The following is a 12020-nucleotide window of genomic DNA, read 5'->3' on the forward strand; positions in this document are numbered from 1 at the left end:
GTCCCGGTCATGCAGGCTTGTCTGCGGGCGTTTTTCTCCCTTTCAACTCGCTGCGACTGGTAGTGATGCGCCGTCGCCGCGGTTGGTCCCCGCCATTCGCAGGGCGGCGCCCGCGAACGCGCGTCGCGGTCAGGAGCAGCAGCAGTGTGGCGGCGCCCGCGCTCGCGGCCATCGCGTGGCGCATCCCGGGCGGGCGAAAGGAGCAGCGGAGTTCGTGTGCGGAGGCGTCCGGCAGCGGAACCGCAATGAGGCCCGAGCGGCTCTCCGGGGTGCGCATCGGGCCGCCGTCCACCGCACACTGCCATCCCGGCGTACGGGCGGTGGCGGCAACGGCCGTCCCCGCTGATCCTGCCGGGAGGGCGGCGCGCACGCTGTGCCCGCCCGCCTCGATGTCCGTGGCGCCCGTGGCCCGCAGCTCCGCGATCACCCGCCGCAGCCTGTCTGTGTCCAGGCAGCCGATGGGCGTGCGCGGCAGTTCGGTGTCCTGGAAGACGGGGCCGATGGTGACGGTGACCCGGCCGTCCGCGGGGACGATGCCGAGTGGCTTGGTGGCAACCGCCTTTTCGGGGTAGTCGCCCCACAGACGTACGGTCTTCCCGCCGGGCCTTGAGAGCAGGGCATCGGTCCAGGGAGCATCGAGGTAGAGACGGCTGCCGGGGCGGCACCGAGCGGTGATGCGGTACGGGGCGGCCGCGGCGGTCAGCCGGAACGGCCCTCCCGCGCGCAGGACGGGCGGGGCGCCTGCTACCGAGCCGTCCTGTCCCGCGAAGGAGATCCGGGGCACCTCATAAACCTCGTGCCCCAGCACGGCCTGTTGGTGGGCGAACGCCGAGGAATCGGCCGGTGGTCGGGGTGCCTCGCGCGGCTGGACGGTAACCAGCGGTGGCGAGGGGAAACGTCCAACGCGCACCCGACCCGGGCCTTTGCTGTGCCGGACCCGGGCGCCGATGGAGAAGATCGCGTCGGCGACCGGGTTGTCCTGCGGGATCAGATGGCGGCCGTGCATGGTCCAGGAGTAGCCCAGACGCCGCAGGAGGCGGGCGGTCTGCCGCGGTACATAACTGCTGTAGTAGGCCGGGCCCTCGGTGCCGAGGAGCTGCGGGTCGTTGTTGACGATCTCGGTAGGCCCGGTATCGGTGCGGTACGCCGGCCAGCCGCTGACCCGGGTGGCGGCCTCCCGCACGGCGTCGTGCCGAGCGCCCCACGTGGGCTTGGGGGCGTAGAAGGCCACTTTGTTGCGATGTTGGTCGACGGCGACGGCGCTGGCCGCGGACTCGGCGAGTACCACCGCGGTGAGCGCGGCGGCGGCGAGCGGCTGGGCCAGGGGGCCGCCGCGTTGGTGGCCGAGCAGCAGCAACAGTGCAAGGGTCGTGCCGCCCGAGCCGAGTACCACCAGCCAGGTGAGGTGACTTACGCCATTCTCGTTCAGTACCGCTGCGGTGGCGATGGTGCAGGTGAACGCACCCGCGGCGAGTAGTGGCCCTGGGCGTGGCCGGTGCGTGAGGCAGAGCCAGGCGACAGATACCAGCAGGCCGGTGAGCACGAACGTGGCGCGGTACGGACTGCCGTTGGGCTGGGTGAGCCCGTACCAAACCTTGATGGTGGGCAGCCAGCAGAAGGAGGCGCCTACGGCGATCAGTGCGCCGCACCAGACAGCCCGCATGCGAGGGGCGATGTGCCTGCTGAGCGGGAAGGCGAGTACCAGGAGGAGGGCGAGCATGCCCACGAAGAACCTGGGCAGGCTGCCGAAGGCCCACTGCGCGGGCAGCAGCTGGAGCAGGTATTCCAGTGGTGGCGGAGGGTGGTAAGCGAGGGCGGGGATCGGCTGGGCGTTGGCGGCGGCCAGGTATGCGGGCCAGATCACGGGAGCGGCGAGCGCCGTACCGAGTGTGAAGGCGAGGGCCGCGCGAGCGGCGAAGCGCTGCCGACCCGCCCGGCTCCAGGTACCCGTGGCCAGCAGCACGACACCGACGACGGCTGTCCCGACCGCGGCCATCAGCGCAGTGTAGAAGTTTCCGGCCCATGCCAGGCCCGTCATCGGGGCGGCCCACAGCCAGCCGGACTCACGGGTGCAACGATCCAAGGCCAGCAGCATCAGCGGGAACGCCGTCAGGCCCCACAACCACATCGGGTCGAACATGCCGTCGTGGAGCGTCCAGCCCGACAGCCCGTACGCGGCGCCCAGCAGGCTCGCCTGCCACCACGTGCCGGTCCGCAGCCGTCGCAGCCACAGCGCCATGACCGACGCACCGAGACCGATGCTCAGGCACTCCCCCGTATAGACGCCCAGGTCGACCAGGCGTCGTGGGAAGACCGCAACCACCAGCGAGAACGGGTTGCCGAGGAAACTGACGAACTCCGCCCAATACGGCACTCCGAAGGCGCTGTTCCAATTGAAGAACAGATCACCGGACGAGGCGCCGTGCAACAGGTCCCACAGATGGGCGTGGAAGGGCACGAACTGATTACCGAGGTCGTTGACGGCGCGCGAGCGATCCCCGAAGGGGTACGTGCCGCGCACCGCGCCCGAGGCCAGGAAGGCAGCCATAGCAACCGCCGCGCCCAATCCCGCGCTCAGGCCATTGCCGACACCCGGAGTCTTCTCGGTGGCCTTCATGCCGGCACCGGGAGGCGGCGGGCGATCAGGAGGTTACGGGGATCGCGCCGACGGCGGCGATCAGCGGTGCGATACGCGCATTCATGGCGAGGACGGAGACGCAGACGTAGACCCCCGCCCTCGTCAGGGAGAGGTTCGTCGCGTTCGACGGCGGGACCAGCCGGGACTTGCTGCCGCCACCGGCGCGCTGTGTGTCCGCGCAGTCGAACAAGACGGTGCTGAAGCCGATCCACGAACAGCCCCTCGGAGTGGTTGCGCTCGTCCAGGCCCAGGAGCGCGTCGGCGGCACAGCGCGGCAGCATGCGCATATCCCCGGTGCCGCAGACCAGCCCGGCCTCGGCCCAGTGATTGACGTCCTGGTAGCAGCCGCGGCTCAACAGAGTCCGCAGCGTGCCGTCATGGTCCCCGGAGTGGCCTGCGACGATCTGACCGAAGCCCTCGCGCTGGAGTTCGAACACCCGGCCGATGAAGACGGGCGGATGCTGGAGATCGGCGTCCATCACGGCGACGTGGTCCCGGTGGACTCCCGCACACCCGCGAGCAGCCCGGCCTCCTTGCCGAGATTCCGCGACAAAGAGAGACAGCGGACGTGGTCCTCGATGGAGGCGAACTTACGCGGTAGGGGCTGGGTGCCGTCCGTGGAGCCGTCGAAAACACACACCATCTCGTACGTCCCCCCTCGTTCCGACAGCCGCCCGTGGAATCCGTCGTTGAGCCCTTTGAGCACCTGTTCTTCGTTGAAACAGGGCACCACTACAGACAACGCTCCAGAATCCTCGTACGCGGCAGCTCTCACACAAAGCACTGTACCGGTATGCCATGGTTTGATTTCTTTTTACCAGGCCCTCATTCACCTGATTTCCGCACTGCCCGACTCACAGCGGTGGCAGCAGTCCCTCACCCGATGTATCCCTACAAGCGTTCTTGACGCTCACGGGCCCCCGCCGAAACACACGCAGACCGCGGCTCCCACTTCTGACGCGCATCCATCGTTCAGGCCTATGACATGCGAGCCCCATCCGCCGTGACTCGGAAGCTGCCCATGAGGGCCGAGCTGACTACCTCGCTGCCGCGCAGGCCGATTGTCAGCGGCAACAGCGCGACAACCTGATGGCGGCGCGACCCAGAGCTGTTCTCCGCGATCACCGCGCTCACGGTGAAGACGGGTGATCATCGATGTCTTCGACAACGTGGCGGACCAATCCGCCCTGCTCACGCCCGCCGGCGCTGGACGATGCGGCAGGACGGCCGGTCAAACTGTAGGACGGATGGAGGAGACCCTCGACTCTGGCATGCCGCGAACTCCCGTCGCCACGGCGTCCGCGGTGACTGTCACTCGGAGGGGCAACGAGTCTGGCGCAGCCGCACGGTCCGAGCCGACCGCAGCATGGCCGACGAAAACGGTTCCACGGGGGTGCGTTGCAGCGCCAGCGGCCGACGACAGTGATGCTGAATTGAGCGGTGTCACTCCAGAGGGTGCTCCGGATGGCCCAGGTCGTAGCGGTTCAGTACCTCGGTCACCTGGCGCTGCGCCCGGTCGGCTGCCACGCGTGCTTCCGTCAGGACGTCACCGCATTGGCGCACCAAATCCTCATAGATCGGCGGGTTGTCGGCTCCGGTGGAGTTGCCGGTCACAGTATTGATCCTTTACTGGCGTTTCGTAACTCTTGGGGGCGCCTGACGGCCCTGGCGTAGGCTCCCTATGACTCTCGTCGGGGGAATTGCGCAGTCGCGCGGCTCTGAGGCAGGCACGAGGGGGCCAGGGCGGGAACGGCCATGACACGGCCTCGGTACGCCGGCTGCTGTCGTGTAACCGGCACGGACCAGGGCGACGGCGGAGCGCCCCTCGGTGGCCGGTCCTCAGGAGCGTCAATGGCGGATGGGGAACACCGCCAGTCGGCGCCTGAGGTTCTCGATGCTCGTTCCCTACGGCCCAGCGCCAAAGCCGAGAGCCGGCCTCACCGACACCGTGTACAGGGCGCTCTCGGACCATCACCCGACGGGATTTGCGAGCGCGTCTCCGCGAAATTCCGAACGGGTCCTGAATTCCCTCAGGCTCGGCGTATCCGCGCAGCGCCCCCATGACCGAGCAGCAGATATATCACAGCGGGCAAGCCGTAATTGAGGAGAACGCGAAGGCCCTCTGTATCCATGGTGAAAATGTCCTGCGACCACCAGGCCAGCCAGTCCGCCATGCCGTGCACAAAGTCGACGAAGACATTGGCCTGGTTGGCGTCGAGCAGGTACAGCAGGATCCACAGGCCCAGGAACCCGGCGGCTATGTCGGCAATCGTGTGGATGAACAGGGCTGCCCGCGGTGGGCCGGCCCCCTCCCGGTTGCGGTGGTAGCGGTGCCGGCTGCCCTGGGCCGGGGCGTAGGCCTGGTGTCCGGGCATGGGGTCGGTGTTGCTCACTAGGGGTCCCAATCTGACGCGTACATCGCCTTGACGGCAAGGAAGAGCGGCCACGGACCCGGGCAATGTTCCCCGGAGACATTCTCTGCCGTAGCACGCACACGGGCCGCGGAGGAATCCCGCATGTATGTCTGCGTCCCACGGGCGCTGCCGCGTTACCCAGGCACCGCGATACGTCCGATACAAGCACCTATGGGCATTTCCGTCACATGCTCGAACCTGCGAGCGTGACATTTGATCAGCCGAGGGCGCAGAAGTAGTTGTGCCGAGGTGGTCATCGGCACGGACGGATCCGAGGGTTCCCCCCGTGCCCGCGGATCCACCTCCGGCGCGGGCGGGGAAGGAGGCCACTCCACTGCCCCGCCCGCGCCCCAGCGTCCTCGGGACCTGTCCGCCCACATCGGTGAGGTGAGCACCGGGTACTGAGGGACGCAGGGCGGGGGCGCACTGGATCATGAAGGGCGGTGCCTGTGGCGATCGAGGGGTTGCTGCAGATCCGCCCTTTGGTGAACACCCGGGCCGCCGACACTCTCGCGGCAGGGAGGGGCACCCGCTGATGCGCGCCGTGGCCCTCGCCCCGGTGGCGGCCAGGGTCTCACCTGAGACGACCTCAGATCACCGAGACAATCCAGCGCACGCCCAGGGTCACCAGAGGTGAGGTGATCCCCACCCGGAAACGGAGAGCTCGCCGGATGGCTGCAGTTCCCGGCCGAGGGGATTCTTTCCGCATGACACGACACCGGCCGGCTTTCGTACCGGCACTGTTGCACCGATAACAAGGTTCTGGTGTCGGCGCACAACGCGCACGTCGCCTACGAGACCCTGATCCGCGGAACTACCCCAAGATGCAGGGAGCGTTTCTGCGTGACCGGCTCGGCAGGCGCTTTGTGAGCATGGGGTTCACCTTCGACCGGGGCTCGTTCAACGCCACAGGGCCTGATGGGCAGGTGAGGACCTTCACCCTGGGTCCGGCGCGGCCCGGCAGCAACGAGTACACGTTGGACCGGGTGCGCTACCGCGACTATGTCGTGGATACGCGCACCGCGCCGGACGCCGCGCGTGCCTGGTTCGCCGCATCTCGTCCCACGCGGAACATCGGCACTGACTACCCCGGACCGGCGCCCGGTCCGGTGCACGACGTCGCGTTGGCGCGCTCGCACGACATCGTCATTCACCTGCACCGGGTCAGAGCTGCGGAGTTGTTGGCGGACACGACCGCAGCGTCGGAGCAGGGCGTACGCCGGGAGCTGGGCAGCTCCGACTGACAGGCTCATGGCACCTGAGGTCGTCATTTCCCCTTGCCCGCGCCGCCCTGCGGGACAGCGAACCCGACACCGACCTGGGCCGCCTGAAGGACGGCCGGCCTCCGTTGTGCGGTGAAGACGAGACACCTCAACCACACCGGAGGCCTCCCCCATCGTTCAAGACTCCGCTGTGTCAACACCGCTCATGATCAATACACCGAGCACCGACTGATGTTGGGCCAGTCGACGTGTTGTTCTTCGAGGCGGGGCGGGCGGCGAAGTACTTGTGGTGGCCTGAGGCTGCCGCCGAGGTGGCCTTCGAGCAATGTCCGCCGCTGAGGCCGTTCCCAGTTCGCAAGGGGAAGCGGCTGGCGCCGGGATGGTGGTGGTCGGCGGCCACGGGGCGGCTGGTGCACTTCGGTTCCGCGGCGATGCGGCTGCACGTGATGCTGCTCGACCACCGCGTAAGGTTGCCCCATGCATGTGCCCGCCCATTTCGCAGCCGAAGAGTCGGCCGTCCACGACCTCCTGGCGCAGCACGGCGCCGCCGACCTGGTCACCGCGACTGACCAAGGTCTGCTCTCCACACTGCTGCCGTTCGTCTACGACCCCGAAGCCGGCGAGCGGGGCGCTCTGCTCGGACACCTGGCACGTAACAACGACCAGTGGCGCCTGCCGGTGCTGGGCGAGGCAATGGTCATCGTCCGCGGCCCGGACGCCTACGTAACGCCGTCCTGGTACGCGTCGAAGGCCGAACACGGCCGGGTCGTGCCCACGTGGAACTACGTCACCGCCCACGTCTACGGTGAGCTGACAGTCCACGACGACCCCGCGTGGGTCGGCAGCTTGGTTCGCCGGCTGACGCAACGGCATGAGGCGGGCAGCCCGCACCCCTGGTCGGTCGACGACGCCCCGGAGGCTTTCGTCGCCGGACAGTTGCGCGCGATCGTCGGGATCGAACTGGCCATCAGCCGCGTCCACGCCAAGTTCAAGCTCAGCCAGAACAGGCCGGAAGCCGACCTCGCCGGAGTCATCGATGGCCTCGCCGCCCGCGGCGACGCCGCCTGCGCGGCAGCCGTGCGCGTCAACGCCCCTTTCGCCCGTCGGCCCTGAACACGCGCCGCTGGATCCGCCATGTGAAGGGCAAACCGGCTCGACCACGCTAGCTTCAAGGGCGGAGGACCAGCTTCCCCTTCGTGTGACGGCCGAGCAGGTCCTCGTGCGCGTTGCGGGCCCGCGCAAGGTCATACTCCGCGCCGGCCAGCGGCCGCAGGCGACGCCGCGCCGTGAGGTCGAGCAGCTCCTCCAGCGCCGCACCGCCGGCACCGGCCCGGGCGATGAGCGGGATGAGCCAGAAGCCGGCGGCGGTGATGCTGTCCACCGCGAGCCGGCCCGGCGCAATCGCGGAGGCTGCCTGCCGGGACGAGGCGCCGTAGGTCACCAGACGGCCGAGATATCCGAGTGCGTCCAGGGCCGAGTCGAGGACGGGGCCGCCGATGGCGTCCAGGATGATGTCGACCGGGCGTCCGTGATTGGCGTCGAGGACCCGCTCTCGGTAGCCCTCCGCGTCTCCGGCGATCGCCGCGTCCGCGCCGAGCTCGAGGGCAAAGGCGCGCTTCTCCTCGGACGACGCCGTGGCGATGATCCGTCCTGCCCCGAACTCCCGGGCCAACTGGACGACGAGACTGCCCGTCCCGCCCGCGGCGGCATGGACCACCACGCTCTCACCGGGCCTGACGCGCACGACCGTCCGCAGCAGATGCCACGCCGTCAACCCCTGCACGAGAAGCGCCAGCGCTTCGCCCGCGCTCACCCCCTCTGGTAACGCGACCAGGTCGCGGTCGGCGACGACCGTCTTCGCGGCGTAACCGCCCTGCAGAACATAGCCGAGGACTCGTTGGCCGGCCGCGGTCCGGCCGACGACCTCCATGCCCGGAATACGCGGCAGCGGGCCTTGGGGGGCGTACGGACCGTCCGTGTGCTCGCCCGCGATCTGCTTGATGTCACCGAAATTGACACCCGCGGCCTCCACCTGGACCAGAGTCTCGCCCGGCCCCGCCACCGGATCCGGCACGTCGGCCTCCGCCAGGACTTCCGGGCCACCGAACCGCTCGAACCGCATGGCACGCATGAATGCCCCTCCCACAATGATCACTGTTCCCCCCAACCTACGCGGCACGAGGCGATCACGGCGGGGCATTCGCCACGCAGGGCGGCGCCAGCACGACGGCTCACGAGTTGGGCATCACCACGCAGGCCAACCGGCTGCGAATGTGGGCCATCGACGGCATGTGGGACGGGGTCTTCACCGCGCTGATGGCCCCGGCCGACGCCGATGAGGACCTGGCCTGGGCCGTGTCGGTGGACTCCACGATCGTGCGAGCTCACCAGCACGCTGCCGGGGCCCTCAAAAAGGGGCCCCGGTCGGCGAACCAGCCGACCACGCCATCGGCCGGTCCCGCGGCGGGCTGACCACTAAAATCCACCTCGCAGCCGATGCCCGCTGTCGGCCCTCGCGTTCGTTCTCACCGCCGGACAAGCCGGCGATGCACCCGCCTTCGCTGACGTCATGGCCCGCCTGCGCGTTCCGCGACAGCGTGGTCGTCCGCGCACCAGACCGGACGTGGTCCTGGCGGACAAGGCCTACTCGTCCCGAGCGATCCGCGAGCACCTGCGCAAGTTGTTGGCGTGCTGGAAATCGGCCTGGCCCATGAAATCCTGCAGGGACTTCCGCTGCAGCTTCGGGTCGTTGGTGTCGTAACCGTTGTTCAGCGGGCTGCAGGGACCGGGCTGGGCGTAGGCGTTGGGGCCGGGCAGGGAGGCGATCGCCGTGATGACGGCGCGGGTGTCGAAGTCGGCCGCCGGGCCCTTTCCCGGATACCAGCCCTTGGCGGTGTCGAGGCTGGTCCAGGCCAGCGGCACCACGTCGTAGCAGTTGACGTAGCGTTCGTTGACGGCCCAGGACAGGGAGTCCGTGATATAGCTCGCGAAGTCCGGGCCGCCGGCGGTGGGGGCGGCGAAGGTGTAGAGGCCGAATGCCGGGGCGGTGGTACCGGGCCAGGTCAGCGTCTGGAGGTAGGGGGCGACCATGGTGGCCAGGCAGCCGCCGAGGCTGTGGCCGATCACGAGGACCGTCGGGTTCGCCGGGACCGTGGCGAGGGCGCCGGACAGGGCCTGCACCAGGGTCAGGCCCGCCGTGCTCATGGCCATGGCCTGGCTGAACGCCTCCATCGCGCCCTTGGAGACGTAGGCCGGACCGTTCGGCGGCGAGCCGACGGCGGTGAACGGGACGACCGTGCCGACGTCGAGGTCCTCCAGCAGGTCGGTCACGTTGCCCACCGTGCCGCGCAGGACCACGGCGAACTGGTTGGAGCCGTCGGTGGACTTGGCCAAGTAGGCCATGTTCGCGTTGTCCTCGCTCAGCGCGGCCCACAGCAGGCTCCAGTCGCCCTGGGTGGCGAGGTCGGGGTTGGCAAGCTGCTGATTGATGCCCAGGAGTACCCGGGTGCACTGTTCGGCGACCGACTCCCCCGACGGGCGCGGGGTGGCGGCGGTCGCCGCGATCGCGGCCAGAGTCATCGCCACCTGACGCGTCGCCGGTGCGCTCTGCTGCGTCGGCATGCTCAACTCCCTCAGATGTCCCCCGACCCACCGGACGGTCGTGCGCAATCTACTTTCCGCCGTTTCCGACGTACGGATCCGACGGCATGTCGACGCCTGGCGTACCCGGGCGGACGAGGCCCGGTGGCGCGGCGCCCGTACCCACATCCCCGCGGAGTTCGGCCCCCTCGGCGGCCGGTCCGGGCGCGGCGGCCGGCAGGTTGGAATGCTCCTTCAGCCTGTCGGCGCGGCCGAGATCACTGACCGTCCTGGACCAGCCGGGCGCAGGCAGGACTACTGGGTGGGGAGCAGCCCTGCGGTGGAAGGCGATTCAATCCGTGTAGGGGGTCACGTCGAACCGTCGGAACAGGTCTACGACGAACTGCTGGAGCAGGGTGCGGGCGTGTTGGCGATTCTGGAGTTCGTCGGCACAGAAGCGGAATACCTCGTATCCAAGGGAGTTTGAGGCCTCGGTCGCCGCGCATGCCGGCTGCGTACTTGGCGCTGTCCGGTCATCCGCCAGTGGTGAAGTGCTGGGATCCGTCGACCTCGAGAACGAACCCGGGTCAGGCGGCGCCGGTTCGCGTCGCGGTGACGGCCACCGTGGCGTAGGGCATCGTGAAGTTGCCGCCCATCCCGTCGATGGCAGCCCCGACGCCGTCCAGCACCTCCGCAAGCTTGTCCGGGGGGAGCCGGGTGAAGGCGCCCTGAGTAGGCATCTGCTCCAGCCACTCGGCGCGGGTGTAGGACCGCTCCCAGTCGAATCGCCACTGCTCCGGATCGCTGAACCCGCCCGCCTGCCGTATCCCGTCGGCAGCCCGGGTGAACTGCGTCTGGTACCCGTCCACGGCCGGCGTCGTCATCGCCGCCCGGAAGTTGAACGGCGCGTCCGGCATCACCCGTTCACAGACGGCGGCGACGGCTTTCGCCACGTCGGGAGGGAGCTGGGGCACGTGCCAGAACGGTGCCAGCAGGCCGCCGGGCCGCAGTACCTGGTCGGCCTTGGTGGCTCCCGCGACCGGGTCGACCCAATGCCAGGCCGTCCCGGCGACGACCGCGTCGAATTCCCGCCCCGCAGGGTCCCAGGCTTCGAACGTCGCCACCTCGGCCTCAACCCCGGTCTGCCGCGCCCGGTCGGCCATACGCGCGTCGGGCTCGACCCCGAGCACCCGGCAGCCGACCGCCTGGAACTGCCGGGCGGCGATGCCGGTCCCGCAGCCGACGTCGAGGACGTCGGGCCCGGGGATGCCGGCGACGATCCGCCCCACCAGGGCGTCGGGGTAGCGGGGCCGGGTCCGGTCGTAGCGTTCGGCGTCCGTGCCGAATGACTCGGCTATCTCTCGGTGCCGATGGGGCTCGTGCTCGGATGGGCGCGCCTCTTCAGGCGGTACAGTGGGCATGCGCCCACTGTAGTGGGCACATGCCCACTCTTCAACGACGTACTTGGCCAGGGAATGAGGAGATGACGGTGCCGACAGGGACAGCACTTCGCGACGCGCGCGAGCAGCTGTTCGACGCGGCCGAGCGCGTTCTGCTCCGGGACGGGTCGAGCGCGCTGACCAGCCGGGCGGTCACCACGGAGGCCGGCTGCGCCAAGGGGGTCCTGCACCGGCATTTCGCCGACTTCGACGCCTTCCTCGCCGACCTCGTCATGGACCGCATCGCCCGGGTCGACAACCAGGCCGCCGCCCTGCGCAAATCCGCCGGGACCGGAACCGTCGCCGACAACCTCACCGACGCGCTGACAGATCTTTTCGGGCCGGTCGCTGTCGCGATCGTCGCTCTCGTCACCTCCCGAGACGCCCTGCGCGCCCGGTTGCGCCAGGCCGGGGTGGCCGGTATCCCGATCATGACGGAAGCCACGGCCGTGATCGCCTCCTACCTCGTGGCCGAGCGCGAACTGGGCCGCATCGCGCCGGACGCCGACATCAATACGCTCGCTCCCACGCTGGTCGGAGCGGGACACCTTCTGTTCGCCGACCGGAAAGGCACCCCGCCGGAGGCCGGAGCCGTCCGCAAGGTCGTGACCACGGTCATCCGCCCCTGATTACTGGTGGACTCACGTATTCAACTGTCGCCGGTTCTCAGTCCGTTTGGCGGGTTGGTGACGTTGTGGGGTCGCGTCATCGGCGGCTCCTCGGATCC

Annotated in this window: 12 protein-coding genes and 1 pseudogene; 5 read left to right on the forward strand and 8 right to left on the reverse strand. The window is 69.1% G+C overall.

All coding sequences use genetic code 11. The features are described from left to right. Positions 1 to 7 precede the first annotated feature (7 nt). The 5 genes from ACTWQE_RS01235 to ACTWQE_RS01255 all read right to left on the reverse strand — a co-directional run bounded on the left by ACTWQE_RS01235 (position 8) and on the right by ACTWQE_RS01255 (position 5013). Complete coding sequence (locus tag ACTWQE_RS01235; protein WP_443326878.1) at positions 8 to 2617, reverse strand: YfhO family protein; 2610 nt, start codon at positions 2615 to 2617, stop codon at positions 8 to 10. Continuing rightward, the gene (locus ACTWQE_RS01240) at positions 2614 to 3117 is read right to left on the reverse strand and encodes a hypothetical protein (protein WP_443326879.1); all 504 of its coding nucleotides are present in this window, start codon (positions 3115 to 3117) and stop codon (positions 2614 to 2616) included. Before ACTWQE_RS01240 ends, ACTWQE_RS01235 begins: the two co-directional genes overlap by 4 nt. Next, the gene (locus ACTWQE_RS01245; RefSeq protein ID WP_443326880.1) at positions 3117 to 3413 is read right to left on the reverse strand and encodes a glycosyltransferase; all 297 of its coding nucleotides are present in this window, start codon (positions 3411 to 3413) and stop codon (positions 3117 to 3119) included. Before ACTWQE_RS01245 ends, ACTWQE_RS01240 begins: the two co-directional genes overlap by 1 nt. 668 nt (positions 3414 to 4081) lie before the next feature. Then, positions 4082 to 4252 (reverse strand): hypothetical protein, encoded by a 171-nt coding sequence (locus ACTWQE_RS01250; RefSeq protein ID WP_443326881.1) that lies wholly within the window; start codon positions 4250 to 4252, stop codon positions 4082 to 4084. 416 nt (positions 4253 to 4668) lie between these two features. Continuing rightward, complete coding sequence (locus ACTWQE_RS01255; RefSeq protein WP_443326882.1) at positions 4669 to 5013, reverse strand: hypothetical protein; 345 nt, start codon at positions 5011 to 5013, stop codon at positions 4669 to 4671. Positions 5014 to 5876: 863 nt separating this feature from the next. Between ACTWQE_RS01255 and ACTWQE_RS01260 the strand changes: the two genes are divergently transcribed. Together ACTWQE_RS01260 and ACTWQE_RS01265 are read left to right on the forward strand one after the other, a co-directional pair. Continuing rightward, entirely contained in the window at positions 5877 to 6296 is a 420-nt protein-coding gene (locus ACTWQE_RS01260) for an erythromycin esterase family protein (RefSeq protein WP_443326883.1), read from the forward strand. A gap of 456 nt (positions 6297 to 6752) precedes the next feature. Continuing rightward, a complete protein-coding gene (locus ACTWQE_RS01265; RefSeq protein WP_443326884.1) occupies positions 6753 to 7388 on the forward strand; it encodes an FMN-binding negative transcriptional regulator in 636 nt (211 codons plus the stop codon). 55 nt (positions 7389 to 7443) lie between these two features. Here the strand turns inward: ACTWQE_RS01265 and ACTWQE_RS01270 are convergent, their stop codons facing one another. Beyond that, the gene (locus tag ACTWQE_RS01270; RefSeq protein WP_443326885.1) at positions 7444 to 8406 is read right to left on the reverse strand and encodes a quinone oxidoreductase family protein; all 963 of its coding nucleotides are present in this window, start codon (positions 8404 to 8406) and stop codon (positions 7444 to 7446) included. A gap of 101 nt (positions 8407 to 8507) precedes the next feature. On the opposite strand from ACTWQE_RS01270, the pseudogene ACTWQE_RS01275 reads away from it, so the two are divergent. Beyond that, positions 8508 to 8955 (forward strand): annotated as a pseudogene (locus ACTWQE_RS01275) (IS5 family transposase); the annotation flags it as partial. On the opposite strand, the gene ACTWQE_RS01280 reads toward ACTWQE_RS01275, so the two are convergent. Then, positions 8919 to 10043, reverse strand: a complete 1125-nt coding sequence (locus tag ACTWQE_RS01280) for a lipase family protein (protein WP_443326886.1) — start codon at positions 10041 to 10043, stop codon at positions 8919 to 8921. The pseudogene ACTWQE_RS01275 and the gene ACTWQE_RS01280 sit on opposite strands and share 37 nt — an antisense overlap. Here ACTWQE_RS01280 and ACTWQE_RS01285 point away from each other — a divergent pair. After that, positions 9937 to 10341, forward strand: a complete 405-nt coding sequence (locus tag ACTWQE_RS01285; RefSeq protein ID WP_443327002.1) for a hypothetical protein — start codon at positions 9937 to 9939, stop codon at positions 10339 to 10341. The two genes, ACTWQE_RS01280 and ACTWQE_RS01285, sit on opposite strands and share 107 nt — an antisense overlap. A gap of 100 nt (positions 10342 to 10441) precedes the next feature. Here the strand turns inward: ACTWQE_RS01285 and ACTWQE_RS01290 are convergent, their stop codons facing one another. After that, the gene (locus tag ACTWQE_RS01290; protein WP_443326887.1) at positions 10442 to 11275 is read right to left on the reverse strand and encodes a class I SAM-dependent methyltransferase; all 834 of its coding nucleotides are present in this window, start codon (positions 11273 to 11275) and stop codon (positions 10442 to 10444) included. 68 nt (positions 11276 to 11343) lie between these two features. On the opposite strand from ACTWQE_RS01290, the gene ACTWQE_RS01295 reads away from it, so the two are divergent. Then, positions 11344 to 11922: a TetR/AcrR family transcriptional regulator gene (locus tag ACTWQE_RS01295; RefSeq protein WP_443326888.1), complete on the forward strand. Its 579-nt coding sequence runs from the start codon at positions 11344 to 11346 to the stop codon at positions 11920 to 11922. Positions 11923 to 12020 lie beyond the last annotated feature (98 nt).

This window comes from Streptomyces sp. 8N706 (assembly GCF_052245415.1).
GTDB lineage: Bacteria > Actinomycetota > Actinomycetes > Streptomycetales > Streptomycetaceae > Streptomyces.